This is a genomic window from Streptomyces sp. NPDC050448, assembly GCF_040655295.1.
In the GTDB taxonomy this organism is placed as follows: Bacteria; Actinomycetota; Actinomycetes; order Streptomycetales; family Streptomycetaceae; genus Streptomyces.
Genome location: NZ_JBFAJR010000014.1, coordinates 18,429 through 44,915, shown reverse-complemented (window position 1 = coordinate 44,915; position 26,487 = coordinate 18,429). Strand labels below are relative to the sequence as shown.

Sequence of the window (26,487 nt, the reverse complement as noted above, 5' to 3'; positions counted from 1 at the left end):
GAGTGCCGGTGCCGCGCCGCTGCCGGGGGCTCTGCCCCCGGACCCCCGCGCCTCAAACGCCGGCGGGGCTGTGATGCCCCCCGCGCCTCAATCGCCGGCGGGGCTGTGATGCCCCCCGCGCCTCAATCGCCGGCGGGGCTGTGATGCCCCCCGCGCCTCCATTGCCGGCGGGGTTGGAGATGCCCCCCGCGCCTCCATTGCCGGCGGGGTTGGAGATGCCCCAAGCCGCGGCGGTGATGCCGGCGGGGCTGGGTTTCTGCCGGGCGGGCGTCGTCCCGGACTCTCGCTGGACGTGCACGTTTTTGACCGTTCTGGACATCGGAGAACCGCTCATGACAACAGCCGCGTCCCCGCCCGAGGTGCTGCGCGCACCCCTCGTCGTCGAGTTCCCCTTCACCCGCTCCCTCGGACCCGTCCAGAGCGCCTTCCTCACCGGGCTGCGCGAACGCGTCGTCCTCGGCGTCAGGACCACCGACGGCACGGTGATGGTCCCGCCCGTCGAGTACGACCCCGTCACCGCCGAGGAGATCCGCGAGCTCGTCGAGGTCGGCGCCACCGGCACCGTCACCACCTGGGCCTGGAACGGCGAACCCCGCCCCCACCAGCCCCTCGGCACCCCCTTCGCCTGGGTACTCGTCCGCCTCGACGGCGCGGACACCGCGATCCTGCACGCCCTCGACGCCCCCGGGCCCGAAGCCGTCCGCACCGGCATGCGGGTACGGATCCGCTGGGCCGGGGAACGCACCGGCGCCATCACCGACATCGCCTGCTTCGAGCCCCATGAGTTCGAGCCCCATAAAGGGGACGCGCCCGCGCAAGCCGCCCCGCACGACGGGCAGTTCGCCGACGCCGTCACCGGCATCGTCGCCGAGGCCCGCCTCGACTACACGTACAGCCCCGGCCGCGCCCAGACCGCGTACATCAACGCCCTCGCCGAGCGGCGGACCGTCGGCGAGCGCTGCCCCTCCTGCCACAAGGTGTACGTGCCGCCGCGCGGCGCCTGCCCCACCTGCGGGGTCGCCACCACCGACCAGGTCGAGGTCGGCCCGGCCGGCACCGTCACCACGTACTGCATCGTCAACATCAAGGCCAGGAACCTCGACATCGAGGTCCCCTACGTCTACGCCCACATCGCCCTCGACGGCGCCGACCTCGCCCTCCACGGCCGGATCGGCGGCATCCCGTACGACCAGGTCCGCATGGGCCTGCGCGTCGAACCGGTGTGGACCGAAGGCGGCCGCCACCCCGACCACTACCGCCCCACCGGCGAGCCGGACGCGGACTACGACGCGTACAAGGAGCTCATCTGATGCCCGGGACCGGACCCGTACGTGACGTCGCCGTCGTCGCCTTCGCGCAGAGCGACCACCTGCGCCGCACCGACGAACTCAGCGAAGTCGAGATGGTCATGCCGGTCCTGCACCGGGTGCTGGCCCAGACCGTTCTGAAGGCCGACGAGATCGGCTTCACCTGCTCCGGATCCAGCGACTACCTCGCCGGCCGCGCCTTCTCCTTCACCATGACCCTCGACGGCGTCGGCGCCTGGCCGCCGATCTCCGAGTCGCACGTCGAGATGGACGGCGCCTGGGCCCTCTACGAGGCCTGGGTCAAGATCCAGACCGGCGAGGCCGACACCGCGCTCGTCTACGCGTACGGCAAGTCCTCGCCGGGGTCCGTACGGGACGTCCTGACGCGGCAGCTCGACCCGTACTACCTCGCGCCGCTCTGGCCCGACTCGGTGGCCCTGGCCGCCCTTCAGGCCCAGGCGCTGATCGACGCGGGCGAGACCGACGAAGGCGCCCTCGCCGCCGTCGGCGCCCGCAGCCGTGCGGCCGCCGCCGAGGCCAACCCGCACGCCCAGCTGCGCGGCGCCGCCGTCCCGCAGGGCGACTACCAGGTCCGGCCGCTGCGGACGGGTGACTGCCCGCCCATCGGCGACGGCGCGGCCGCCGTCGTCCTCGCCGCGGGCGACACCGCGCGGCGGCTCTGCGAGCGGCCCGCCTGGATCACCGGCATCGACCACCGCATCGAGGCCCACAGCCTGGGCCTGCGCGACCTCACCGACTCCCCGTCCACCCGGATCGCCGCCGAGCACGCCGGGGTCTTCGCGCGCCCGGTGGACACGGCGGAACTGCACGCGCCGTTCTCCTCCCAGGAGGTGGTCCTCCGCAAGGCACTGGGACTCGGGGAGGGCGTCACCGTCAACCCGTCCGGCGGGGCACTCGCCGCCAACCCGGTCATGGCCGCCGGCCTGATCCGGATCGGCGAGGCCGCCGCCCGGATCCACCGCGGCGAGTCCGACCGGGCCGTCGCGCACGCCACCTCCGGCCCCTGCCTGCAGCAGAACCTGGTCGCCGTCCTGGAAGGGGACCGAGCATGAGCACATCGGGGAAGGAGCCCGTGGCCGTCGTCGGCATCGGCCAGACCAAGCACGTCGCCGCGCGCCACGACGTCTCCATCGCGGGGCTCGTCCGCGAGGCCGCGACCCGTGCCCTCGCCGACGCCGAGCTGACCTGGGCGGACATCGACGCGGTCGTCATCGGCAAGGCCCCCGACTTCTTCGAGGGCGTGATGATGCCGGAGCTGTACCTGGCGGACGCCCTCGGCGCGGTGGGGAAGCCCATGCTCCGCGTCCACACGGCGGGTTCGGTCGGCGGGTCCACCGCGCTGGTCGCCTCCAACCTCGTCGCGGCGCGGGTCCACCGCACCGTCCTGACCCTGGCCTTCGAGAAGCAGTCCGAATCCAACGCCATGTGGGGCCTGTCGCTGCCCGTCCCCTTCCAGCAGCCCCTGCTGGCGGGCGCCGGCGGTTTCTTCGCCCCGCACGTGCGGGCGTACATGCGGCGCACGGGCGCGCCCGACACGGTCGGCTCGTTGGTGGCGTACAAGGACCGCCGCAACGCGCTGAAGAACCCGTACGCGCACCTGCACGAGCACGGCATCACCCTGGAGAAGGTCCAGGCCTCGCCGATGCTGTGGGACCCGATCCGGTACTCCGAGACCTGCCCCTCCTCGGACGGGGCCTGCGCGATGATCCTCACCGACCGGGCGGGCGCGGCCCGTTCGCCGCGGCCGCCGGCCTGGGTGCACGGCGGGGCGATGCGCAGCGAGCCGACGCTCTTCGCGGGCAAGGACTTCGTCTCCCCGCAGGCGGGCAAGGACTGCGCGGCCGACGTCTACCGGCAGGCCGGGATCACCGACCCCCGGCGGGAGATCGACGCCGTGGAGATGTACGTCCCGTTCTCCTGGTACGAGCCGATGTGGCTGGAGAACCTGGGCTTCGCCGAGGAGGGCGAGGGATGGAAGCTCACCGAGGCCGGGGTCACCGAACTCGACGGCGACCTCCCGGTGAACCCCTCCGGCGGGGTGCTGTCCACCAACCCGATCGGCGCCTCCGGCATGATCCGCTTCGCGGAAGCGGCCCTGCAGGTCCGCGGCCAGGCCGGTGAACACCAGGTTCCGGGCGCCCGCCGGGCGTTGGGCCACGCGTACGGCGGCGGCGCGCAGTTCTTCGCGATGTGGCTGGTGGGGGCGCAAGAGCCCGGTTCCTGAACGGAATTCCTCTTCCGGCCGTGGTGCCGGACCGGCCACGGGTGACTCACCGTGGCCTGTGCGGCACCCCCCGCGATGGTTACTCTGGCCCCCGGACGACGTACCGGGAGGAGCACGCACGTGGCCGAGAGCATGATTTCGCAGCCTCTGGCCGGCTGGGGCAAGCCGGACCTCGATCTCAGCGAGGCGGACTGGCAGTCGAGCAGCCGGGGAGCGGGCGACGTCCAGATCGCCTTCGTCGAGGGGTTCATCGCGATGCGCAACAGCGAGCGCCCCGAGAGCCCCTCGCTGATCTTCGCGCCGGACGAGTGGCGGAAGTTCGTCATGAACGCGCGGGGCGGGGAGTTCGACCTGACGTAGCCGGACCTGGCCCGGTCCTGGCCGGGCCCGACCGGCACCGGCCACCGGTCACCGGCCGGCCGTGGGCGGTACGGGAATGGGCCGGGCATCCCTGCGGGTGCCCGGCCCTCCGTCTGTTCGGCCGGTGGGGTCCTGGGGTTCCGTCTGTTCGGCTGGTGGGGTCTGGTCTGGTCTGGTCTGGTCTGCTGTCTGTTCGGCCGGTGGGCGTCTGGGTCTCCTTCTGTTCGGCCGGTGGGGGCTGGTCTTCCGTCTGCTGGACTGGAGGTGCTCGGCCTTCCGTCTGGCCAGTCGGAGGCCAGGTGTCGAGCTTCTGCCGGACACCCGCCGCGCCGGCGTTGCCGGGTCGGTGGCCCGCTTTGTTGCCCGGCGGTGATGGCGCTGGTTCCGGCGGGCCGGTGCCGGTGGGGTGCGGGGCATGCCCCGCAGGCAGGCCCGCAGCCGCCGCTGCCCGCCGGGCCCGCTGCCGGATGCGGCCTGCGGCCCGTCGTCTGCGCAGGTCACGACGCCCACACCGTCGTCCTGCCCCATGTACCCGCCGTACCGGTCACTTCCATTCCCTGGCCGCCTCGTCGTGGCCGCTACCCGCCCCGCGGCGGCCCAGCAGTACCCGCGGCCACGCGGCCGCCAGCACCAGCAGCCACACCAGTTGCACGGCCGCGGCCTCCCGGGCCACCGTCCCCGCCACGAGCACGGCGGCCAGCGAAGGCCCCACCAGCAGCAGTGCCTCGCGCACCCCGCGGCCCGAGCCGGCCGCCGCCACTCCCGCGATCGCCAGGTACACCGCGAGGCTCCCGCACAACAGCCACCGCACCGACTCCGGAACCGGGTGGTCCGTGTACTCCACCGCATTGCCGAGCGCCGCCGCCAGCGCCGCCACCGAGCCCGCGACGAAGCAGTGCAGCGGCAGGATCAGCCGTACCGGGAGGACGTCCCACGCCAGCAGCGGTACGCCGTCCGCCCCGTGCCGCAGCGACAGCGACCACAGCAGGAGCAGCAGCAGGAACGCGCCGGTGCCGACCGCGTAGAGCGCCGCGTCCCACTCCACCTGCGACGCGGCGGCCACCACCTGCGCGATCGCCTCGCCCAGCACGATCAGCTGGAACAGGCCCAGCCGCTCCCCGAGATGCGGTGCGTCCATCAGCGCGGCCACCGGCTTGGGCGCGGCCCGCCTCCTGCGCGCCGCCTCCTGCGCGTACTGCGCGTCCACCCGGGCGGCCAGCCTCTTGCCGGAGACCGTGAACATGACCGCCAGATCGATGGCCAGCCCGAGCGCCCACAGCGCGTACCGGGCCGTCCCGTCGAACCACATCGACACGATCCACGGCGTCAGCCCCAGCCCCAGCTGCGTGATCGGCAGGTCCGGCACGTACTCCCCGCGCCGTTCCCACGCCTTGCCGGCGAGCGACCGCACCAGGATGTAGGCCAGCGCGAACGCCCCCGCCCGGTCCTCCCGTACGCCGTGCACCGAGGCCGCCATCACCGCCATGCCGAACATCCCCGCCAGCACCGTCCACGTGCGGGCCTCGTCCCCGCTGACGTTCCCGTACACCGTGAACAGCATCCAGCCCGTCCAGAAGGCCAGGAACATCACCACGTACAGCGCGACATCGTCCCAGCCGGGCTCGCCGCTCAGCAGATGAGCCAGCTGGGCGACACCCGCCACCGCCGTCAGATCGAAGAACAGCTCCAGCCAGGAGGCATGCCGTTCGCCCTCCGCAGGCGCCGACGCTGCCGGCACGGAATCGGTCATGACGGGATGATAGGTACCGTGGCCGCATGAGCGGCGAGAGCGACCTGAGGAAACTGCTGAGCGGCATGCGCCCCGAGCTGAACGAGGGGCGGTACGTCTTCTGCACCGTCCCGGGAGCCACGGCACCCCCCGCCGGAACCACCCCCGTCGCCACCGTCCTGGAAGCCGAGGGGCTCACCCTGGTCCTGCGCCAGGAGGACGCCGACGCCGCCGGCCTCGGCTACGCGTACACCGCCGGGTGGATCACCCTGCGCATCCACTCCGCCCTCGACGCGGTGGGCCTCACCGGTGCCTTCGCCGCCGAGCTCGCCGCGCACGGACTCAGCTGCAACGTCATCGCCGGGTACCACCACGACCACCTCTTCGTGCCCGCCGACCGGGCGGCCGAAGCCGTCGCCGTACTGGAGGAACTGGCGACCAGTTCGGCGCAAGAGGGGCACCCGTAAAGGCCCGATACCAAAGATTCCGATCTTTCGCGGCCGAGGGCCTTCCCCCGTGTGTGCGCGGGCGTACGCTGATGCCCCGAACAGGCCTGGGGGGTACCAGCCATGACGGAACGCCGGACCCGCAGACGGCGAAGAATGTTCGAACGCGAGGCGGAAATCGCCAGCGTGAACGAAGCCCTGGACCAGCTCACCGGTCCCGGCGCGGGCGGCACCCTGCTCGCCTTCTCCGGCCCCGCCGGCCTCGGCAAGACCACCCTCCTCGCCGAGGTGCGCCGCCGCGCCATCGTCCGCTCCTGCACCCTGCTGGCCGCCCGCGGCGGCGAACAGGAGCAGAGCCAGCCCTTCCACGTCGCCCGCCAGCTCATCCAGCCCCAGCTGGCCGGCCGCTCCGAGGCCGAACTGCGCGCCGCGCTCGGCAGCTGGTACGCCATCGTCGGCCCCGCGCTCGGCCTGTGCGCCCCCGAACAGGGCGCCCCGCCCGACCCCCAGGGCCTGCGCGACGGCCTCGACTGGGTCCTCACCCACCTCACGGTGCAGCGCGCCCCCGTCGCCCTCGTCCTCGACGACGCCCACTGGGCCGACCCCGAATCCCTCTCCTGGCTCGCCGCCTTCGCCCCGCGCGCCGAACACCTCCCGCTGCTCCTCGTCGTCGCGTACCGCCCCGAGGAACTGCCGGCGCACGCCGAGGCCTTCCGTACGCTGCCCGGCCGCGCGGGACACCGCCCGCTGGCCCTCGCGCCCCTCACCGAGGCCGCCGTCTCCACCCTGGTCCGCGAGGCCGTCGGCGTCCACGCGGACGACGCGTTCTGCCGGGAGGCCTGGGCCGTCACCACCGGCAACCCCTTCGAGGCCGTCGAACTCACCGCCAAGGTCCGCGACAAGGGCCTCGCCCCCACCTCGGTCAGCGCCCCGCTGCTGCGCGACCTCGCCGCCGCCCAGCGCGGCAGCGGACTCATCGCCCGCCTCGAACGCCTCGGCCCCTCCACCGTCCGCTTCGCCTGGGCCTGCGCCGTCCTGGGCACCGCCATCCCGCAGGAGCTCGCCGCCCGCGTCGCCGGAATCGGCCCCGAGGAGGCCGCCGACGCCACCGGGCGGCTGCGGGAGGCCCGCATCCTGTCCGGCCCCGGCGAAGAGCCCGACGCCGGGCTGGAGTTCGTCCACCCGCTCATCGCCACCGCCCTCTACCGGGCCATCCCCGACGCGCTGCGGGTCGCCCTCCACGGACAGGCCGCCGTGGCCGTCGTCGACGCCGGACTCGGCGCCTCCGCCGCCGCCCGGCACCTGCTGGAGACCCACCCCGAGAACGACCCCTGGGTGGTACGGACCCTGCGCGGGGCCGCCGCCGAGAACCTGCGGGCCGGCGCCCCCGAGGCCGCCCGCCGCCAGCTCGCGCGTGCGCTGCGCGAGCCCCCGGGCTTCGACGAGCGCGCCGCCGTGCTGTACGAGCTCGGCTGCGCCTCCCTGCTCACCGAACCCGCGAACACCGTGAACCACCTGCGGGCCGCGCTCGCCGAACCCTTCGACGACCCCGCGCTGCGCCAGGGCATCCTCATCAGGCTCGCCCAGGTCCTCGCCCACAGCGACCGCCTCGCGGAGGCCTCCGACTCGCTCGCGCGGGAGATCCCCCACACCCCGGACGTCCGGGCCCGACTGCGCCTGCAGTCCGAGCAGTTCATGTGGGACGCCTTCGACGCCGTCGAGCCCGACTCCCCGGCGCGCTCGCGCCGGCTGGCCCGGCTCGCCGACCGGCTGACCGGCCGCGACCTCACCGAGCGGTACATCATCGGGCTGCGCGCCTGGGACGCCTGCCTGCGCGGCGAGCCGGTGGACGTGGTCCTGCACCACGCCGTACGGGCCCTGGGCACCGAGTTCAGCTGGGCCCACGAGGACCGCGGCTTCGAGGTGCCGGTGCTCGCCGCCATGGTCCACATGTACGCCGACCGGCCCGGCCGGGCGGAGGAGCTGTTCGAGGCGGGCACCGCCGAGTTCGAGCGGCAGGGCTGGCGCGGGGCCCACCTGTCCTTCGCGTACAGCCTGCGCGCGTACATCCGCTACCGGCGCGGGCGTCTCGCGGAGGCCGAGGAGCTGGCCCGGGCCGGGCTGCGCCTGGCCGAGCGGGTGGGGCGCGGCACGCCCGTGCACTGGTACAGCATCGCCATCCTCGCCACGACCCTGCTCGCGCGGGGACGGGTGGACGAGGCCTGGGAGCTGGCGCGGGAGCACGCGCTCGGGGAGTCCGTCCCGGCCGCGGTGGTCTTCCCCGACCCCCAGACCGTCTACGCCGAACTGCTGCTGGCCCGCGGCCAGACGAAGGCGGCAGCGGCCGAACTGGAGGCCGTGGACCGCAGACTCAGCCCGCGCGGAATCCAGAACCCGTCCTGGTGCCCGTGGCAGCTGCACCTGGCCCGGGCGGTGGCGGCGGAGGACCCGGCCCGGGCGCGCGCCCTGGCCGCCGACGCGGTACGGCGTGCGCGCGCCTTCGGGGCCCCGTCCGGCATCGGGCAGGCGCTGCGGGTGGCGGCGGAGGTGGCGGCCCCGGACGAGCGGGTGGCACTGCTGACCGAGGCGGTGGAGCTGCTGTCGGCCTCGCCGGCGGGGTACGGGCTGGCGTGCGCGCTGGCCGCGCTGGGTACCGAGCTCGGGGACGCGGAGCTGCTGGCGCGGGCGGTGGTGACGGCGCGGGAGTGCGGGGCGGACGGGCTGGTGGCGAGCGCGACGGAGGCCCTGCTCGGCCTCGGCGGTTCCGTGCCGTGCGGCGCGATCCGGGAGGACAGGCTGACCGGCGAGGAACTCCGGATGGCGGAACTGGCCGTACGGGACGATCCGGCGGCGCAGGGCCGGGACCTGTCCCCGGTCTACCGGAAGCTGGGCACGGACCGGTCCGGACTGGCCGACGCGCTGGAGACGTTCGCCCGCAGCCCAAGGTGATACGGACGGTGCCGACGGGGGCAGGGTGACCTCATGGACCACAGCCGGAGCCTCTCCCACTTCCGCAACGAGACGCTGGCCTTCGAGAACGCGATCCGGCGTGCGATCGCCGAAGCCGGCGACGGACCGGTCCCGCTGGTGCCGTCCTGTCCCGGCTGGTCGGCCGCCGACCCCCTCGGGCACCTGGGTACGGTGCACCGCTTCGTCGGCCGCATCCTGCGCGACCGCCTGTCCGAGCCCCCGGACCACTCCGATCTCACGATCTTCGGCATCCCGGACGACCCGGCGGTACGGGCGGCCTGGCCGAAGCCGGAGACCGAGCCGAACCACATGCAGACCATCGAGCCGGCGGTACACCGGTGGGACGCGGAGTCCGCGACCGGGACGTCGGGGCCGATCGACGCGGAGATCGCCGTGGACGCGGTCCCGCAGACCTTCGAGACGATGGCCCCGTTCCGGCGGGCCGGGACCGGGCCCCCGGCCGGGGCAGGGGAGCGGTACGGCTTCCGGCGGACGGACGGCCCCGAGTCCTGGACGGTCACCTTCTCCGGGGAGCGGGTCCTGATGGAGTACGGGGTCACGGCCCGGTGGACGTCGAGGCCGCGGGCACGGCGTCGGACCTGATGCTGTTCCTCTGGCGGCGGATCACGGCGTCCGCCCTCCGGGTCACGGGCGACGCGGACCTGATGCCGCACTACTTCACCCTGGTCCCGCCGGTGTAGGCGGGTGCCGCCGCCGCGCGGAGCCGTTCCCCACCGCGCCCCTTCCCGCAACCGGGGCCGGCACCCGGGGCGCGGCCGGTCCCGGCCGCGCCGTCCCGGGGCCGGGTGCCGAGGGGGTGGCTCCGGGGGGATGGGGGCGGCGGGGCGGGCCCGGGACCGGAAAACGCGGGCGGGCACGTACCATGGCGGCATGTCCTTCCTCCGCCGCAACCGCGCCGCCACACCCGCCGGCCCGGACTTCGACGTCCTGGCCATGGACCCGGGGGACTGGCCGGGCAATCTCGGGGCCGGGCTGCTGCCCGCGCCCGACGGCAGCTGCCAGGGCGTCTTTCTCCGCTACGACCTGTTCGGCGGACGCGGCCCCGCAATGATCATCGGAAACCTCCCCGAGGGCTCCCCGGCCCGGGAGCTCGCCGAGGGCCAGGTCCCCTTCGAGGTGGCCCAGCTCCTCGACGCCCTCGAGAACGACGAGGACGTCGAGGTCACCGGTACCGAGGACTGCCCCGTCATGCAGGGCGACAACCTCCTCATCGTCCGGAAGATCAAGCTCTCCGAGGGCCGGATCAGCTGCGTGCAGTTCGACCGCAGCGACAACGTGCTGGTCACCATCGCCAGCTGGGACCGCCCCATCACCGACGACCTGTACGCCCTGCTGAAGCCGCTCCCCGCCGAGCTCTTCCAGCAGGGCTAGGCCCGGGCTAGGCCCGCAGGTACGGCCGGCGGTTACGCGTCCGCGATGTCGTTCGCCGCCACATGGCCGAACGTCATCGCGGGGCCGATCGTCGATCCCGCCCCCGCGTAGCTGTGGCCCATCACCGCCGCGCTCGCGTTGCCCGCCGCCCACAGGCCCCGGATCACCGAGCCGTCCGGCCGCAGCGCCCGCGCCCGCGCGTCCGTGACGATGCCGCCCTTCGTGCCCAGGTCACCCGGCACGATCTTGAAGGCGTAGAACGGCGGCGCCCAGATCGGGGCCAGGCACGAGTTCGGCTGCACCGCCGGGTCCGTGTAGTAGTGGTCGTACGCCGTGTCGCCCCGGTGGAAGTCGGGGTCGGTGCCGTTCCACGCCTGTGCGTTGAACCGGTTCAGGGTAGCCCGCAGCGCTCCCGTCGGCACCGCGATCTGGCCGGCCAGCGCGTCCCAGGTCCATGCCTTCTTCGCCGCACCCGCCTCGTACCAGGCGTCCGGGAAGACGATCGTCGGCAGGATGTCCTTGAACAGGTACTTGTTGCGGTAGTTCTGATCCACGATCAGCCAGGCGGGGATGTGCGAGCCGGCCGCGCCCCGGTCCTTCTCGTACATCACGTGCACCACATCGCTGTACGGTGCCGCCTCGTTGACGAACCGCGCCCCCGCCCCGTTGACGATCAGGCCGCCCGGCAGGGTCCGTTCGGCCAGGCAGAAGTACGGCTCCCCGGGCAGCGGGATCGACGGACCCCACCAGGCGTCCTCCATCAACGCCAGGGCCGCCCCGGCCCGCTGCCCCGCCCGGATACCGTCGCCCGTGTTCTCCTTGGCGCCCACCGACCACTGGGTGCCGATCGGCTGCTGCTGGTACTGCGCCCGCATCTCCGCGTTGTGCTCGAATCCGCCCGAGCCGACGACCACGCCCCTGCGGGCCCGTACCACCCCCCGCACGCCCTCCTTCTGCACCACCACACCGGTGACCGCGCCCGCCTCCTGCACCAGGTCGACCAGCGGACTGTTCAGCCACACCGGCACCCCCGCCTGCATCAGCCCGGCCCGCAGCCCGGCCGCCAGCGCCTGGCCCATGGTCAACGGCTTCTGCCCGCACAGCGCGGCCTTGGTGCCACGCGCCAGGCACTCCGTGGACACCGCCAGCCCCTTGGCGTTCACGGCCGCCAGGTTCAGCCACTTGTAGTCCTGGCTGAACACCACCATCCCCGCCGGGACCGGCATGTACGCCGGGTTCAGACGGGACAGTTCGGCGCCCAGGAGATGGCCGTCGAACTGGTCGGGCTCGATCGACCGGCCGTTCGGCAGCCCGCCCGGGAGGTCCGGGTAGTAGTCGCTGTACCCGTCCATGTACCGGAAGCGCAGCGGGCTGTTGGCCATCACGAAGTCCAGCATCCGAGGACCGTTGGCGAGGAAGGCCGCCTGCCGGTCCGCCGACGAGCCGTTGCCGACCACCGCCGCCAGGTACGCCGCCGCCTTCTGCGGGGTGTCCGGCACCCCCGCCGCCAGGATCACCGAGTTGTTCGGCAGCCAGATCCCGGCCCCGGAACGCGCCGCCGAACCGCCGAAGGTCGGCGCCTTCTCGACCACCAGCACGCTCAGACCCCGCTTGGCGGCGGTGAGCGCGGCGGTCATTCCGGACGCCCCGGACCCGACCACGACGACGTCGTACTCGCCGAGCGGAACCCCGTCAGCGGCCCGCGCGCCGGCCGGCGGCAGTACGGCGGCGGCGAGCACCCCCGCCCCGGCCCCGGCGAGGACCGTCCGGCGGGACGGCAGGGCAGGGCTCGCGGGACCGGCCTGCACGGGACCGGCCTGCACGGGACCGGGGCTCGTGGGACCAGGGGGTACGGGAACAGGGCTTGCGGACATGGGCGGGCTCCAACGGAGTGGGGAGGGCGGGGGCGGCGGCTCCAGCATTTCTGATGCTGAGTCAGAAAAGGTGTTCGGGGGATCATGTGATGTCAAGGCATGTGCAGGGGTGGCGAGAGGCCCCCGAACGCACGAAATCCCGTGGTACGCACAGCAAGTGCGTACACCACGGGATTTTCGTACGGGGTGCGGGCCGCCGGGATCAGCGGGTTCCGACCGCCGCGCGTACCGCCCTGCGGGCCATGCCGCAGTCGTCGTGCAGACGGCGGAGCAGCAGCCGCTGCTCCTCGCCGCAGGACAGGGCGCCCATCTGCAGGGGCTGGGTCGGGGCGGTCGCCAGCATGGAGCGCTGGACCGCCGTCTCACACATCCGGATCTCCCGGGTCAGCACCAGCATCAGGTTGACCAGGAAGGCGTCCCGCGAGGCCGGGCCGGCCGACTGGGCGAGCCGACTGATCTGGCTGCGGGCGGCCGGGGCGTCGCCCAGCACCGTCCACAGCGTCGCCAGGTCGTAGCCGGGCAGGTACCAGCCCGCGTGCTCCCAGTCGAGCAGCACCGGCCCGGCCGGGGACAGCAGCAGGTTCGACAGGAGGGCGTCACCGTGGTTGAACTGCCGCTGCACGCCGGACAGTTTCAGCCCGCACAGCAGCTTCTGCAGATCACCCAGGTCCCGGTCGGTGAGCAGTCCCAGCTCGTGGTAGCGCGCCACCCGCTGCGGGTAGTTCATCGGGTCCCCGAAGAGATCAGTCGGCGGACGCCACTGGTTCACCCGGCACACCGCGCCCAGGGCGGCTCGTACGTCGGCCCGCGGCGGAGCCTCCACGGGGTGCCGTTGCAATGCCGCGACCCGGCCCGCCATCCGTTCGACCACCAGCGTGCAGTTCTCGGGGTCCGCGGCGATCAGCCGCGGCACCCGGACCGGCGGGCGGTGCCGGACGAACGTCCGGTACGTCGCTATTTCGTGCCGGTACCGCTCGCGCCATTCCGGCGAGTGGTCCAATAACACCTTGGCGACGGCGGTCATCCGGCCCGTCGTTCCGACCAGGAGGACCGACCGGCCGCTGCGCCGCAGCACCTGGACCGGCGCGAACTCCGGACAGATCCGCTGCACCGAGGCGAGCGCTGTGCGCAACTGCGCACCCTGCGGCCCCGACAGGTCGATTCTTCCGCTGAGCGGCTGCGATCCGGCCCCCGGCAGCCGCCGCGCCCGTACGGCGCCCTGCGCCGGTGCCGCCGGGCGGCCGGGATCGAGGTAGGGGCCGCCGCCCGCCTGGAGCGTGCGGTGCGGCCGGACCGGGGCGGACACGGAGGTCGTTGCTGCGTACATGGCGTTACGGATCCCTTCGTGCGCCGACGAGTTGCGTACGCCACCCCGCCGATCCCGTACTTCACCCTGGGGAGTTCCGCCGGTGACCGGGTCGGGGAGGCGCATTCCTACCTGACACCCGGCCGTGGGTGGCGGACCATCTTGCGTGCCCTGGCGAAGCCTGGCGAATAGTCGCTGGGCATCTGACTGCGGGCTACTGTCAAATCAGCCGAGAACCTGGGGGCTTGACGTGAGCAAAGGACCAAACACCCGCCTGAACGACCTGTTCGGCCTGGCCGGCTGGTCGAAGGGTGAGCTGGCGAGGATGGTCAACCGGCAGGCGGCGGCCATGGGCCACCACCAACTGGCCACCGACACCTCGCGGGTACGGCGCTGGATCGACATGGGGGAATCCCCGCGCGAACCGGTGCCCACCGTACTGGCAGCCCTGTTCACCGAGCGGCTCGGTCGTGTCGTGACCATCGAGGACCTCGGGTTCGTACGGCAGCGGCGCACCACGAAACGGCAGCCGGACGGGGCGAAGGACAACCCCGACGGAATGCCATGGGCGCCCGAACGCACAGCCGCGGTCCTCACCGAATTCACGGGAATGGACCTCATGCTCAACCGTCGCGGTCTGATGGGCGCGGGTGTCGCGCTCACCGCAGGCTCCGCCCTCACCCACGCCATGAACGACTGGCTGCACACCGATCCCGCCCCCGCCAAGGATCCTCAGCGCTTCGGCGACTCCTTCCAGGCCGACCCGGCGGGCTACGACCGCTACGAGGCCGCCCCCATCGGCTCCCTGGAGATCGAGGCGCTCGAGCGCTCCGTGGAGGTCTTCCGGGCCTGGGACGCCTCCCGAGGAGGAGGACTGCAGCGCAAAGCCGTGGTCGGCCAGCTGAACGAGGTCGGCGGCATGCTCGCGTACCACCACCCCGACCACCTGCAGCGGAGGCTGTGGGGGGTCGCGGCGAACCTGGCGGTGCTGGCGGGCTGGATGTCCCACGACGTGGGACTCGAACCCACCGCGCAGAAGTACTTCGTCATCGCCGCGCACGCGGCCCGCGAGGGCGGGGACCGGCCGCGGGCCGGCGAGGCGCTGTCCCGGGCCGCACGCCAGATGGTCCACCTCGGCAAGCCGCACGAAGCCCTCGACCTCATGAAGCTGGCGCAGTCCGGCTCCGGCGAGCAGACCCTGCCCCGCACGCGCGCCATGCTGCACACCATCGAGGCCTGGGCGCAGGCCGCCATGGGCAAGGGCCAGGCCATGCGCCGCACCCTCGGCGAGGCCGAGGACCTGTTCGTGTCGGACACGGGCGACGTGCCCCCGCCGTCGTGGATGCAGAACTTCGACGAGGCGGACCTGCACGGCATGCAGGCCCTGGCCTTCCGCACCCTCGCCGAACACGACCCCTCGGCCGCGCCGATCGCCCAGCGGCACGCCCGCGAGGCGCTGCGGCTGCGGTCCGGCGGCCACCAGCGCTCGCAGATCTTCGACTACATCTCCATGGCGTCGGCCTGTTTCATCGCCGACGACCCGGAGCAGGCCGACCGCTACGCCCGGCTCGCGCTGGTCTCGATGAACGAGACCTCCTCGCACCGGACCTGGGACCGGCTGCGCGAGATGTACCGGCTCACCGGCCAGTACGCCGGGTACTCGCGCATCGAGGACCTGCGCGCGGAGATCAAGCTGGCCCTGCCGAACAGCCCGGCACAGCGCAGCGTCTAGGCCTTGCGCGTGCACCCCGCGCCGGTGCGTGCACCGGCACCGTCATCGGCACCCGTACGGAGACGAGAAAGGCCGCGCCTGCGGCGCGGCCCTGAAGCGGTACCTGTCGGCCGGTCGTCGGCGCTCAGCCCCCGACCCTGGCCACCAGGACGCAGGCGTCGTCCTCGCGTTCGTTCTCGCCGAACTCCTCGACCACCATCCGCACGCAGTCCTGCGCCGACCGCGCGGCCGTGAACCGCGGGGCGAGGGCCAGCAGCCGCTCGGTGCCGTCCGCCCGGCTGAACTCGATGCTGCGCGCCGTCAGTCCGTCCGTGTGCAGCACGAGTACGTCGCCGGCCTGCAGCCGTTCCTCGGCCTGCCCGTACGCCGCCCCGGAGGTCGCACCCAGCAGTACGCCCTCCGGCGGCTGCAGGGTGCGGCCCGAGCCGCCGCGGAACAGCAGCGGGGCCGGATGACCGGCCTGCGCCCAGGAGAGCACACGGCGCGCGGGATCGTAGCGGCAGCAGACGGCCGAGCCGAGCGCGGGCTGTACTGAGGTCTCCAGGAGTTGGTTGAGCCAGCCCATCAGGGGGCCCGGTTGGATGCCGGCCATGGCCATCCCGCGCAGGGCGCCGAGCATCATGGCCATCCCGGAGGTGGCCGTCACCCCGTGCCCGGTCAGGTCGCCGACCGTCAACAGGGAGCATCTGTCGGGCAGTTCGAGCGCGTCGTACCAGTCGCCGCCGACCAGGGCGCCGGTCGCCGAGGGCAGGTAGTGCGCGGCGACGTCGAGCGCGCCGGTGGTGTGGTGCGGGAACCGCAGGGAGCCGCGCCACGGGGGGAGCACGGCTTCCTGCAGCTCGACCGCCAGCCGGTGCTCGGTCTGCGCGATCTCCCGCCGGCGCTGCAGCGAGTCACGGGACTCGCGTACGGCGCGCTGGCTTCGGCGCAGCTCACTCACGTCCCGGAGCACGGCCCACATGGAAGCCGTGCAGCCGTCGGAGTCGAGTACCGGCTCGCCTCGCATGTGCAGCGTCCGGACGCGGCCGTCGGCCCGGACGATGCGGAACTCGCCGTCGATCGGCTTGCCGTCGACCAGGCAGGCCGTCACCATCGAGGTGAGCAGCGGCTGGTCCTCGGAGAAGAGGGTGGAGCCGAGTTCGTCGAGGGGGAGCGGGCCGGCCTCGGGCGACCGGCCGAAGATCTGGAACAGCTCCTCGGACCAGTTGACTTCGTCGGTGAGCAGGTTCCACTCGGCGCTGCCGACGCGGGTCTGCTGGGCCTCGGCCCCGGCCTCGGGCGCTGGCCCCTCGAGGAGCTCGTCGAGTTCGGGAGCGGGCGGCAGGCCCTCCTTGAGCTGGCCCAAGTGCTCGCGCAGGTCGTCGAGGTGGTGGACGGCGAGGTCGCACAGGGCGCGCTGCCAGCGGCCCTGGGCGTCGTCGTCGTCGACGACGGTGTCGCGGCGTACCGCGTCCACCTCACCGCGCAGCCGCCGGGTCTGCGAGATCAGTGCGTCCACCGAACCGGGCTCAGGAGGCTGCGCGGGACGGTCCGCGAAGAGGTGGGACGGCATGAGAACTCCGATACAGGCGGCGCGGTACGGCCAAGTCTGAAGGAAGGACCGGTTACGACTGTTGCACAGGCGGCGACAGTCCGTAAGCCGTTTGGCAACATCCGATACGTCCTTGCTTCTGGCATATACCAAGGGCCTCCCGGCCCCCCTTTTGCCCGTACGAACGTTTCCGGTCGGCCCTGTTCCGGCCCGTCGGCGGTTTCCGGCCGCCCTCCGGTGTCACACGCTGAGCGGCACCGGGTGTATCTCGCTGGCCGGGTGCCCCGTGCGCTCGTGGATCCGCAGCACCGCGTCCGCCGAGGGCGCCTCGGACAGGCAGTAGACCGTGCCCGACGAAGGGTCGGCCCAGGCGCGCTCGAAGTGCACCTTCTCCTCGCTCTCGATCGCCAGGTCCGCCTTGTGGGCGGCCTGCAGCTCGGCTTCCGTGATGCCCTTCATGCCGTGGTGGACATCCATGTACATCGTCACCGCCGCACACCTCCTCACGTGTTCCGGCGAGTACCGCCGTCTCTCCTCCCATCGTCCTCCCGTGGCCGGAAACCGGCCCTCCGGAGGAGGCGGATCGATCGTACGGGCGAGATATACGAGACCTCCGTGCGGCAGAACCCGTGTCCGAGCCGGGATCATCGCCCCCGCGGGGGGTACCCCCCGAACGAAGGACCCCGTCCCGTGGGGCTGGTACCGCCGCCCCGCTTCCCACCCCACCTGGGCGATCGCTACTCTACGTGTCGGTAACGATCCGGGGGAGGGCCGCGAACGCGGGCCCGCGCAGGGTTTGGGGACACAGCAACATGACCGGGCAGAGCCGCCGCTCCTTCCTCACGTACCTCGTCGCGGCACCGACGCTCGCCCTCGTCACCCGGGCCGGGGCCGACGCGCTCGCCCCGCAGCCCGCCCACGCGGTGGTCCCGAGCCTGCCCGCCCCGGCCGATCTGGTGGACCTCGGCGACCTGTTCATCCTGGCCGGCGCGCCCACCTCCGCCCTGCTGGCGCTCGCCGTGGACGCGGACGGGACCATCCGCTTCCGGCTGCCGCGCGAGGAGGTCGGCCAGGGACTCACCACCGCCGTGGCCATGCTCGTCGCGGAGGAGCTCGACGCGCCGCTGGCCGCCGTGCGCGTGGAACTGGACGACGCGCGGCCCGAACTGCTGTTCAACCAGCTCACCGGGAGCTCCAACTCCATCCGCTCCCTCTACGGGCCGGTCCGGCAGGCCGCCGCCACCGCCCGGGCCCGGCTGGTCGCCGCGGCCGCCCGCCGGTGGAACCTCGCCGCCTCCTCGCTGACCACCGCGAACGGCGCCGTACGGGCCCCCGACGGACGCACCGCCGACTACGGCAGCCTTTCCGCGGCCGCCGCCGACCCCGCCCTGATCGTCCGCGGCGCCACCCCGAAGAAGGCGGCGCAGCACTCCCTCGTCGGCAGGCCCACCGGCCGGATCGACGCCCGCGCCATGGTGACCGGCGCCCAGCAGTACACCCTCGACCTCGACGTGCCCGGCGCCAAGCCCTGCGTGGTACGCCGCCCGCCCGTGCGTGGTGCCCGTCTCCGCGTGCGCCGGGAAGACGGTGACCACCATCGAGGGGCTGGCGAACGGGGAGGAGCTGCACCCCGTGCAGGAGGCCTGGCTCGAACAGGACGTCGCCCAGTGCGGTTTCTGCCGGCCTGGCCAGATCATGGCCGCCGTCGCCCTCCTCAAGCGCACCGGCACGCCCACCGAAGAGGACATCGACGCCATCGCCAACATCTGCCGCTGCGGCACCTACTTCCGCATCCGGGAGGCCATCCGCAGCGCGGCCGCCCGGATGTGAGCGCCCGGATGTGAGCGAGAGGGGCCCCGGCGACTCCCCCGTCGATCCCGGGGCCCGTCCGCTCGCGGTCAAATCTAGGCCGACGGCGGCCGGTTCGCAGGGTTCGCCCTGCCCAGTGAGCGGACGAGACGGGTGTCACTGCGCACAGTGTGCGCCGGGGCGGAGCCCTGGAGGAGAATGCGGTGGAGTGACCCGGACCGAAGGGAACCCACCATTTCGCACCCTCCCTCCCCGCCGGCGCCCGGGGCCGCGCCCCTGCCCGCGGACCGGTTACGCAGCCGGTCCGAGGACGTCCTCAAAGTGCACCGGCTCGCCCACTCCGGCGGCTCGGCCGCGCTGTTGCAGTGGCTCGCCGCCCGGCTGGGCGGCTGGACCGGCGTGGTGGACGCGGAGGGACCCGCGGGTCCGGAGCTCGCCGTCCGCGGGGCCGCTGAGCTGAGCGCCCGGGGCGTGCGCTCGGCCGTCCTGCACGGCGAGCGCTCGGTCGCACTGCTGTTCGCGCTGGACGGGAGCCGCGCGCTGGCCGCCGTACTGGACCTGCCGCACCACCCGGGAGCGTCCTCGCTGCTCGCGGACGCCGTCGCACCGCTGGCCCTCGTCCTGCGCGCCGAGGAGGCCGAGCGGCGCGAGGAGCGGGCCGAACTCGCCGAATCGCGGGCCCGCGAGGCCGTCCTGCACCTGCTGATGAACGGCCGGCTCTCCACCGCCCACCAGATCGCCGAGGCGCTCTGCCCCTCGCTGCCCGAGCCGATGCGGATGTACGTCGTGGAGTGCCGGGACGGGCAGCGGGGTGAGGTGGCCCGGCTCTGCGAGGAGCTGACGGACGGCCGGGCCTGGATCGTGCGCTGCCCGGTGTACGTGCGCCACCTCATCGTCCTGGTCCCCGGCGACCTCGCGGCGACCGCGGCCGAGCACGATCCGCTGGCCGAGGCACTGGTGGCAGTGGCCCGTGACTGCACGGTCGGGGCCAGCGCGGAACTGCGGCTGCGCGAGGCTCCGGCCGCCTACCGCCAGGCCTTCCACGCTCTGGCCGTCGCCCGCGGCCGCGGCGGGCGGCACGCCCGCTTCGGTCCCGGACCCGAGCTGGAGCTGGCCGCCCACGCGGCCGGGACCGGCTGGGCCGAGGCCCTGCTCACGCCCCTGCACACGTACGTGCCCCGGCGCCCCCAGGACCCCGGCGCGCAGGAGCTGCGGGCCACCGCCCACGCCTGGCTGAACTTCGGTGCGCACGCCACGCGGCTGCTGAAGATCCACCGCAACACCCTGGCCACCCGGCTGCGCCTGATCGAGTCGGTGCTCGGCGTGGACCTCGAGCGGCTCCCGGAGCAGGCGGCGCTCTCGCTCGCGCTGCGGCTGACTCCGGGCGGGCCGGGCGGTGGCGCCCCCGGCCGGGCCGGCGGTCCGGCCGATCTGGACGGCGTACTGCGCCACCCCGATCTGGTGGCCTGGGCCCGCGCGCAGCTGGCGCCCCTGACCGGGCGGGAGGCCCCGCCCGGAGCCCGGGAGACCGTGGCGGCCTGGCTGCGGCACGACGCGCACCTGGTTCTGGCGGCGGCGGCGCTCGGCATCTCGGTGCCGGGCACGCGCAAGCGGCTGACCCGGATCGAGGCCCTGCTGGAGCGCTCGCTGCTCCGGTCGCCCAGCGCCCGCCACGACCTGTGGCTGGCTCACCGGGCCGAGGAACTGGCCGGGTCCGCAGCATGACACAGCACCGATAAGGGGCAATATGCATGAAATGTGCACGATCATTCCGGGATGAGGCGTATCAATCTGAAGCGCGTGCTGGTGGGTGAACCGCTCGACACCGCACGACTGGGCGAGACCCTGCTGCCCAAACGGCTCGCGCTGCCGATCTTCTGCAGCGACCCGCTCTCCTCGGTGGCCTACGCCACCGAGGAGATCCTGCTGATCCTCGCCCTCGGCGGCGCGGCGCTGCTCCACCTCGCCTGGTACGCGGCCGCGGCCATCGTCTTCCTGTTGATCGTGGTCGTCGCCTCCTACCGGCAGAGCTGCCACGCCTGTCCCGGCGGCGGCGGTGCCTACATCGTCAGCTCCGAGAACCTCGGCCAGAACGCCGCCCCTGACCGCCGCCAGCGCGCTGCTCGTCGATTACGTACTGACCGTCGCGGTCTCCGTGGTCTCCGGCGTGGCCGCCATCACCTCCGCCACCCCCTCCTCAGCGACCACGAAGTCGCCCTGTCGGTGGGGTTCGTGGTGCTGCTGATGCTCATGGACCTGCGCGGCGTACGGGAGTCGGGCCCTATCGACGGCGTGACCCGGGCCCCACCGCTCACCCGTTGCGGCGCGGGGCGCGGCCGGCCGGCTTCGCGCCCGCCGGTGCCGGCTCGCCCGCGGCCCGCTGGAGCACCGCCGCATGGGCCAGCGCCAGCTCCACCACGTGCGCCGGGTCGGACAGCGTACGGCCGGTCAGCTGCTCCAGGCGCCGCAGCCGGTTCGAGACGGTGTTGCGGTGGCAGTACAGCCGCTGGGCGGCGTACGTCGTCGAGCCCTGGCAGGTCAGCCAGGTACCCAGCGTGTTCAGCAGCACCCGGCAGTCCTCCGCGGGCAGCGCCAGCACCGGCCCCAGCACCACCTGCCGCAGCCGGCCCGCGAGTTCGGCCTGGGAGGCGACCAGCGCCGTCGGCAGCCGCTCGTCCAGCAGGGCCGTGCACGGACCGCCGGACGCCGCGACGGTGCGCAGCGCCAGCGCGGCCAGCCAGCGCGCCCGGGCCAGGTCGCCGGGGGTCTCCACGACCGGGCTGACCCCGGCGCGGGCTCTGAGCGGGCCGAGCAGCTCCCGTACGGACTCCAGCGGATGGTGGCCCAGCTCGACCAGGCCGGTCTCCCCGTCGGCGCGGATCCGCCACAGCACGCGCAGGCCGCTCGCGGCCGGCTCGGCGGCGAGCCGGCCGAGGTCGCCCGGACCCCCGGAGCCGCCCGGGCCGAGCACGACGACCGCGAACCGGCCGCGCTCCGCAAGCCCCAGCTGGGCCGCAGCCTCCGAGGCCGCGGGCCCCTCCGACGGGCCCGCGCCGTCGAGCAGCGCGTCCAGGAGGGCAGCCCGGCGCTCCCGGTCGCGATCGCAGCGCGCGGCCTCCGTGCAGCGGTACGCGTCGGCCACCGCGTCCGTCAGCTGGTCCACCACGTCCCACAGCACGGCCGCGGCCGGCAGCAGCCGGGGCAGTTCCGACGGGTCGTGCGCGGCCACGGCCTCGCCGAGGGTCTGCCACACCAGCCGGCCCCCGCGCCGGTAGGTGCGCAGCAGCGAGGCGAGCGGCAGGCCCTGTTCGGCACGGAGCGTGCCGGTGGCCCGCGCGTCGGCGAGCTCCAGGGGCAGCCCGCGGATGCCGCGGACCAGGCCCTCGACGGACTGCCGCAGGTTGTGGTGGATCCGCTCGCGCAGCTCGGCCCGTCCGAGCAGGGCGGCGTACGCGGGATCCTCGGCCAGCGTCCGGTCGGCGAGCCGGTCCGCCGTCACGGCGATCCGGCGGGACAGGTCCTCTCGTATCTCCTCGATGATCCGTTCCATGACGGGCAGAGTGACACGTGAGAGGGGCTGGTGGGGAGGGCCCGGACCGTGCCGCGTCCGCTAGCGTGTCCGAATCACTGCATGTGGAGTGGCCACCGTGCCGTGCTCCGCACACCCCCCGCACCCCCCCCGCACGCCCACACCGTCAGGGAACCGCCCATGCGCCAGAATCCGGAGCGCCGCGCCGCGCTGCTCGACGCCGCCATCGAAGTCCTGGCACGCGAGGGCTCCCGCGGCCTGACCCTGCGCGCGGTGGACGCGGAGGCCGGCGTACCGACGGGCACCGCCTCGAACTACTTCGCCAACCGGGCCCAGCTGCTCGTGCAGATCCTGCACCGCACCCGGGAGCGGCTGGTCCCCGACCCGGCGGACCTGGCCGGCCCGCTGGACACCAAGGTGCTGCTCGGGCAGCTCCTGGAGCGGATGCGGCGCGAGCGCAGCGTGCACATCGCGATGCTGGAACTGCGCCTGGAGGGCATCCGGCGCCCCGAACTGCAGGCGGAACTGGCCGCGTTCCAGGGGGCCGAGCTGGAGGCGAACGTGGCCTGGCACCTGGAGGCCGGGCTGCCGGGAGACCGGCAGGGCGTGGTGCTGCTGTACCTGGCGATGCTGGGCCTGATCGTGGACGACCTGACCGCGCCGGCGCTGCTCGAACCGTATCCGGTGGAGGGGCTCTTCGAGACGATGGTCGAGCGCCTCCTCCCGGAGCGCCCCGCACACTGACTATCGTGCCGGCGGGGGAGTGCCGGTACGAGGCGCGGAGGGAACCGTGGAGATGACCGGGGGCTCGGGCAGCGGCATCCAGTGGCTGGCGGACTGGGACGGCTGGTACGTCGGCCTCACCTTCGCCCGGGGCATAGCACCCGGCGAACTCGCACTGCGCCTCGGCGCGCTGCCGGGCATCCGGCCCGGTCCGCTGGGCGCGACGGACGCCTGGAGCATGGCGACCGAGACGATGGACGGCGACGGCGTGGCCCGCGTCGGCAGCTGGGGCGGCTGGTCCTTCGCCGTCGAACACGGTATGCCGGCCGGGGCGGAGCGGCTGGCCGAGGTCTCCCGGTCCGGCGTCGAGGCCGTCCACCTCGACCCGCAGCCGGACCACCCGCCCGTGCAGTTCGCGTACGCCCGCGACGGCGAGATCGTGTGCTGCTTCGGCGTCGGCGAAGAGGGCTGGCGCGGCGGCCACCAACCGGACTTCCTGCTCCCGGAACTGGTCGCGGCCGGGATCCTCGCCCCGGACGGCTCCCACGCCCGCCCCGAGGACGAACCGTGCGCGGACCGCGACCGCCGCACCCTCGCCGTCCTCGAGCACCGCTTCGCCCTGTCCCTGCCGCGCCGCCTGATAGAGGACGCCCCGCTCCCGGCCTTCGTGACGTGCACGCAGTAGGACCCCCGAAGCCGGGCCGGCGTGCGTCGTTTTGTGCGAGTGCGGGGGGACCGGACGCGAAGCGTGGTGATCTTATGCCCGGAAGTGCGCGAGTCAGCTGGGATTGAGGGCGGTAAGCGACTTTTATGGGGGTGCCAGGACTCGTACCGGAGCAGGGGGAGTATTCATGGGCACCGCCGGCAGCCAGAAGGACAGCGCACCCACCCTGATCGGATCCGTGCAGCGGGCGCTGCGCCTCGTGGAGGCGATGTACGCGGAGGGCGGGGCCACCGCGAAACGGCTCGCGCGGGTCACCGGCATTCCGCTGCCCACCGTGTACCACCTGCTGCGCACCCTCACCCACGAGGGATATGTGGAGCGCGAGGGCGGCGCCTTCCGGCTCAAATCCCATCTTCCGCTTGCTTCGTGAGCCCCCGTGCGCCCTCTTCCGTGATCGGCTGCCGTGATCAACATTCGTGATCAGAAGTCGACGGGTTCCGGCCAAGCTGTCGCGTGGTTCTGTGCATGTTCCCGCGGAAAATGCCAGAAGCCCCATCCGTGCTGTGGAACGTGAGTAAGTTCCCTCCTGTCGCGCCATAGACCGTGCACCTCGCACGTCTGGCCGGGAGGGGAGCCCGCGTGCCCGGGATCGACGAATGCCTGCTCGAAGCCATGGCCCTGCCTGGTGCGCGGGGGGCCGCGCTGGTCGACTGGAGCAGCGGACTGGCCCTCGGCACCGCCGGGGACTCGCCGGTCGGCGACCACGAGACCACCGCCGCCGAGACCGCCGAGCTGGCCCGGGCTGCCGCCGAGTACGAGTCCTTCGCCCAGCCGGCGTCCGACTCCATACCGGGTGACCCCGCGGGCCAGCCCGTGGAGGACCTGATCGTCACCACCCGGACCGGCTACCACGTCCTCCGCTTCGTCGAGACCAGCTTCGACAGCAGCGTATTCCTCCACCTGTGGCTGGACCGTGCCGAAGGCAACCTCGCCCTCGCCCGGCACAGACTCCGCGTCCTCGCCGAGGGGCTGGTCCTCAGATGACCGGCACTCAGGTGAGCGCCCTCGCCGCAGTCTCCCCCCTGCTCACCCGGCTCGCCGCCGAGCGCGCCACCGGCGCCCTGCTCCGCGACCGCGGCACGCTCTTCCTGGAGGACGGCCGCATCGTGCACGCCGAGAGCCCGGCCACCCCGGGCCTCGACGTACTGCTCACCACCGGCGGCGGCCTCGCCCCCGAGCGCTGGCGCGAGGCGGTGGACCAGGCCGGCGCGCGCCGCCAGGTCGCCCGCTTCCTCGTGGACAGCGGGGGCCTCGCCGACGGCGAACTGGAGATCTGCCATCTCGCCGCCATTTTCGACGCAGCCTTCTTCGCACTGTCCCCGGGCACCGGGCCCTCCCGGTTCCGCCGCGGGGCCACCCACTGGATCGGCTCCGTCCGCTCGGTCCCGGCCGCCGCCGTCGAGCGGGAGACCCGGCGCCGTCGGGAGCTCCTCGACGCCGTGTGGCCGTACCCGCTGCTGGACACCTCCCCCGTGGTGCCCCGGACCGCCGCCCCCGGCCAGACCGTCACCGCACGCCAGCGGATCCTGCTGGCCCAGGCGGACGGCGTACGGACCCCGGCGGACCTCGCGTGGGCGCTGGGCCGCCCGGCGTTCCACACGCTGCTCGACGTGAGGCGCCTCGCGGCGGCCGGACTGGTCGAGACCCCGCACGCGCCGGTCCTGACACCGGTCGAACCACGCCTGCCCGACTGGATGACCCAGACCCAATCCCCGGACGTGGCGCTGCTTCGCCGGTTACGCGACGCACTGGAGGCAAGCCTGTGAGGCTCCCGCTGCGACCGGCTCTGCGGACCGAGCGCGCCGACCGCTCCGAGCGGAGGCAGCCCGAAAGGAGAAAGGCCGACATGAGCACGGCGATGGTGCCCGCCGAGGCCGAAGCCGACATACTCGCCGAGCTCCGCAGGCTGCGGGCCCGGGTCCCCCAGCTCACCGGCGCCCTCGCCGGCAGCGCCGACGGCCTGGTGCTCGCGCAGGACAGCGCCGCCACGGAGGTGGAGGCCATCGCGGCACTGACCGCCGCCGCCCTCGGGGTCGCCCAGCGGCTCAGCGACAGCACCGGCCAGGGCGGATTCCGCGAGCTGCTGATACGTGGCGAACACGGATACGTGGCCACCTACGCGGCCGGGGACGCGGCCGTCCTCACCCTCATCGCGGAGCCCCGCGTCAACGTCGGCCGGCTCCACCTGGAGGCCCGCCGCTCCAGCCTCCGGATAGCGGAGCTCATCGACCACATCCTCGGGCGCCGCGGCCCCGAGATCCCGTCGGCCTGAGCCGCCCGCCGGCCTGAGCCGCCCGCCGGCCTGCCGAACCACACCCGTACCCAACACCGTAGAAAACCGCAGAAGAAAGAGGAGGGCCTCTCATGGCCAACGTGGAAACCGCACTCAAGGAAGCCACCAGCACCATCGACGGGGCGATCGGCGCGGCCCTGGTCGACTACGAAAGCGGCATGGCCCTCGGCACCGTCGGCGGCGGCAAGGAACTCGACCTCAGTGTGGCCGCGGCGGGCAACACCGACGTGGTCCGCGCCAAGGTCCGCACCATGGAGATGCTCGGGCTGAAGGACGAGATCGAGGACATCCTGATCACCCTCGGCGGCCAGTACCACCTCATCCGGCTGCTGAAGGGTCGCGGGGCCAAGGGATTCTTCCTCTACCTCGCGCTCGACCGCGGCCGGGCCAACCTGGCGATGGCCCGGCACCAGCTCAAGACGATCGAAGCCGAGCTCGAAGTCTGAGCAAACGTTCGGTCCGATCCCGACGCCGAGGTGGCGGGCGGCTGAATTCTTTGCCGTCCGCCCCGGGGGAC

The 26,487-nt window shown here is 73.5% G+C and carries 23 protein-coding genes and 4 pseudogenes; 21 read left to right on the top strand and 6 right to left on the bottom strand.

The annotated features are described in order from the left end of the window. The first annotated feature begins 332 nt into the window (after positions 1 to 332). The 4 genes from AB0I68_RS18625 (at position 333) to AB0I68_RS18610 (ending at position 3,912) form a co-directional block, all read left to right on the top strand. Positions 333 to 1,310 (top strand): OB-fold domain-containing protein, encoded by a 978-nt coding sequence (locus tag AB0I68_RS18625; protein ID WP_363178401.1) that lies wholly within the window; start codon positions 333 to 335, stop codon positions 1,308 to 1,310. Further along, the gene (locus tag AB0I68_RS18620) at positions 1,310 to 2,380 is read left to right on the top strand and encodes a thiolase domain-containing protein (RefSeq protein WP_363178400.1); all 1,071 of its coding nucleotides are present in this window, start codon (positions 1,310 to 1,312) and stop codon (positions 2,378 to 2,380) included. Before AB0I68_RS18625 ends, AB0I68_RS18620 begins: the two co-directional genes overlap by 1 nt. Beyond that, positions 2,377 to 3,552, top strand: a complete 1,176-nt coding sequence (locus AB0I68_RS18615; RefSeq protein ID WP_363178399.1) for a thiolase domain-containing protein — start codon at positions 2,377 to 2,379, stop codon at positions 3,550 to 3,552. The genes AB0I68_RS18620 and AB0I68_RS18615 overlap by 4 nt, the downstream gene beginning before the upstream one ends. Positions 3,553 to 3,672: 120 nt before the next feature. Beyond that, the gene (locus tag AB0I68_RS18610; RefSeq protein ID WP_363178398.1) at positions 3,673 to 3,912 is read left to right on the top strand and encodes a DUF397 domain-containing protein; all 240 of its coding nucleotides are present in this window, start codon (positions 3,673 to 3,675) and stop codon (positions 3,910 to 3,912) included. A 544-nt stretch (positions 3,913 to 4,456) separates the two neighbouring features. Here the strand turns inward: AB0I68_RS18610 and AB0I68_RS18605 are convergent. Then, a complete protein-coding gene (locus AB0I68_RS18605) occupies positions 4,457 to 5,662 on the bottom strand; it encodes a low temperature requirement protein A (RefSeq protein WP_363178397.1) in 1,206 nt (401 codons plus the stop codon). A 26-nt stretch (positions 5,663 to 5,688) separates the two neighbouring features. Here AB0I68_RS18605 and AB0I68_RS18600 point away from each other — a divergent pair, with 26 nt between their 5' ends. The 5 genes from AB0I68_RS18600 to AB0I68_RS18580 all read left to right on the top strand — a co-directional run bounded on the left by AB0I68_RS18600 (position 5,689) and on the right by AB0I68_RS18580 (position 10,449). After that, a complete protein-coding gene (locus AB0I68_RS18600; RefSeq protein ID WP_363178396.1) occupies positions 5,689 to 6,108 on the top strand; it encodes an ACT domain-containing protein in 420 nt (139 codons plus the stop codon). Positions 6,109 to 6,210: 102 nt separating this feature from the next. Then, positions 6,211 to 9,036, top strand: coding sequence for an AAA family ATPase (locus AB0I68_RS18595; protein ID WP_363178395.1), 2,826 nt, complete (start codon positions 6,211 to 6,213; stop codon positions 9,034 to 9,036). 33 nt (positions 9,037 to 9,069) lie between these two features. After that, positions 9,070 to 9,660: a maleylpyruvate isomerase N-terminal domain-containing protein gene (locus AB0I68_RS18590; RefSeq protein WP_363178394.1), complete on the top strand. Its 591-nt coding sequence runs from the start codon at positions 9,070 to 9,072 to the stop codon at positions 9,658 to 9,660. Further along, complete coding sequence (locus AB0I68_RS18585; RefSeq protein ID WP_363178393.1) at positions 9,624 to 9,758, top strand: hypothetical protein; 135 nt, start codon at positions 9,624 to 9,626, stop codon at positions 9,756 to 9,758. The genes AB0I68_RS18590 and AB0I68_RS18585 overlap by 37 nt, the downstream gene beginning before the upstream one ends. 190 nt (positions 9,759 to 9,948) lie before the next feature. Beyond that, positions 9,949 to 10,449, top strand: a complete 501-nt coding sequence (locus AB0I68_RS18580; protein WP_363178392.1) for a hypothetical protein — start codon at positions 9,949 to 9,951, stop codon at positions 10,447 to 10,449. Between the two features lie 32 nt (positions 10,450 to 10,481). Here AB0I68_RS18580 and kstD read toward each other — a convergent pair whose 3' ends face one another. Together kstD and AB0I68_RS18570 are read right to left on the bottom strand one after the other, a co-directional pair. Further along, on the bottom strand, positions 10,482 to 12,188 hold the full coding sequence (gene kstD, locus AB0I68_RS18575; protein ID WP_363178515.1) for a 3-oxosteroid 1-dehydrogenase: 1,707 nt from the start codon (positions 12,186 to 12,188) through the stop codon (positions 10,482 to 10,484). 337 nt (positions 12,189 to 12,525) lie between these two features. Further along, positions 12,526 to 13,650, bottom strand: a complete 1,125-nt coding sequence (locus AB0I68_RS18570; protein WP_363178391.1) for an aminoglycoside phosphotransferase family protein — start codon at positions 13,648 to 13,650, stop codon at positions 12,526 to 12,528. Between the two features lie 229 nt (positions 13,651 to 13,879). Here AB0I68_RS18570 and AB0I68_RS18565 point away from each other — a divergent pair, with 229 nt between their 5' ends. After that, positions 13,880 to 15,361 (top strand): hypothetical protein, encoded by a 1,482-nt coding sequence (locus tag AB0I68_RS18565; protein ID WP_363178390.1) that lies wholly within the window; start codon positions 13,880 to 13,882, stop codon positions 15,359 to 15,361. Between the two features lie 124 nt (positions 15,362 to 15,485). On the opposite strand, the gene AB0I68_RS18560 is transcribed toward AB0I68_RS18565, so the two are convergent. Together AB0I68_RS18560 and AB0I68_RS18555 are read right to left on the bottom strand one after the other, a co-directional pair. Then, the gene (locus AB0I68_RS18560; RefSeq protein ID WP_363178389.1) at positions 15,486 to 16,913 is read right to left on the bottom strand and encodes a SpoIIE family protein phosphatase; all 1,428 of its coding nucleotides are present in this window, start codon (positions 16,911 to 16,913) and stop codon (positions 15,486 to 15,488) included. A gap of 219 nt (positions 16,914 to 17,132) precedes the next feature. Continuing rightward, positions 17,133 to 17,381, bottom strand: a complete 249-nt coding sequence (locus tag AB0I68_RS18555; protein ID WP_363178388.1) for an SCO4226 family nickel-binding protein — start codon at positions 17,379 to 17,381, stop codon at positions 17,133 to 17,135. 323 nt (positions 17,382 to 17,704) lie between these two features. Here AB0I68_RS18555 and AB0I68_RS18550 point away from each other — a divergent pair. From AB0I68_RS18550 to AB0I68_RS18535, 4 genes and pseudogenes are all read left to right on the top strand, one after another. Next, positions 17,705 to 18,286 (top strand): annotated as a pseudogene (locus tag AB0I68_RS18550) (molybdopterin cofactor-binding domain-containing protein); the annotation flags it as partial. Between the two features lie 151 nt (positions 18,287 to 18,437). Beyond that, positions 18,438 to 18,722: pseudogene (locus AB0I68_RS18545) on the top strand (2Fe-2S iron-sulfur cluster-binding protein); the annotation flags it as partial. Between the two features lie 300 nt (positions 18,723 to 19,022). Next, positions 19,023 to 20,426: a helix-turn-helix domain-containing protein gene (locus tag AB0I68_RS18540; RefSeq protein ID WP_363178387.1), complete on the top strand. Its 1,404-nt coding sequence runs from the start codon at positions 19,023 to 19,025 to the stop codon at positions 20,424 to 20,426. A gap of 51 nt (positions 20,427 to 20,477) precedes the next feature. Then, a pseudogene (locus AB0I68_RS18535) lies at positions 20,478 to 20,981 on the top strand (amino acid permease); the annotation flags it as partial. Between the two features lie 31 nt (positions 20,982 to 21,012). On the opposite strand, the gene AB0I68_RS18530 reads toward AB0I68_RS18535, so the two are convergent. Beyond that, entirely contained in the window at positions 21,013 to 22,251 is a 1,239-nt protein-coding gene (locus AB0I68_RS18530; protein ID WP_363178386.1) for a helix-turn-helix domain-containing protein, read from the bottom strand. A gap of 159 nt (positions 22,252 to 22,410) precedes the next feature. On the opposite strand from AB0I68_RS18530, the gene AB0I68_RS18525 reads away from it, so the two are divergent. The 7 genes and pseudogenes from AB0I68_RS18525 to AB0I68_RS18495 all read left to right on the top strand — a co-directional run bounded on the left by AB0I68_RS18525 (position 22,411) and on the right by AB0I68_RS18495 (position 26,416). Further along, the gene (locus AB0I68_RS18525; protein ID WP_363178385.1) at positions 22,411 to 22,974 is read left to right on the top strand and encodes a TetR family transcriptional regulator; all 564 of its coding nucleotides are present in this window, start codon (positions 22,411 to 22,413) and stop codon (positions 22,972 to 22,974) included. Positions 22,975 to 23,026: 52 nt separating this feature from the next. After that, the gene (locus AB0I68_RS18520) at positions 23,027 to 23,638 is read left to right on the top strand and encodes a DUF6461 domain-containing protein (protein WP_363178514.1); all 612 of its coding nucleotides are present in this window, start codon (positions 23,027 to 23,029) and stop codon (positions 23,636 to 23,638) included. 166 nt (positions 23,639 to 23,804) lie between these two features. Further along, a pseudogene (locus tag AB0I68_RS18515) lies at positions 23,805 to 24,014 on the top strand (helix-turn-helix domain-containing protein); the annotation flags it as partial. A gap of 242 nt (positions 24,015 to 24,256) precedes the next feature. Beyond that, a complete protein-coding gene (locus AB0I68_RS18510) occupies positions 24,257 to 24,661 on the top strand; it encodes a hypothetical protein (protein WP_363178384.1) in 405 nt (134 codons plus the stop codon). Then, positions 24,658 to 25,443: a transcriptional regulator gene (locus tag AB0I68_RS18505; RefSeq protein WP_363178383.1), complete on the top strand. Its 786-nt coding sequence runs from the start codon at positions 24,658 to 24,660 to the stop codon at positions 25,441 to 25,443. The genes AB0I68_RS18510 and AB0I68_RS18505 overlap by 4 nt, the downstream gene beginning before the upstream one ends. A gap of 92 nt (positions 25,444 to 25,535) precedes the next feature. Then, positions 25,536 to 25,949 carry a roadblock/LC7 domain-containing protein gene (locus AB0I68_RS18500; protein WP_363178513.1) on the top strand — a complete coding sequence of 138 codons (414 nt, stop codon included), beginning with the start codon at positions 25,536 to 25,538 and terminating at the stop codon, positions 25,947 to 25,949. A 92-nt stretch (positions 25,950 to 26,041) separates the two neighbouring features. Then, positions 26,042 to 26,416 carry a hypothetical protein gene (locus AB0I68_RS18495; protein WP_363178382.1) on the top strand — a complete coding sequence of 125 codons (375 nt, stop codon included), beginning with the start codon at positions 26,042 to 26,044 and terminating at the stop codon, positions 26,414 to 26,416. Positions 26,417 to 26,487: the final 71 nt, after the last annotated feature.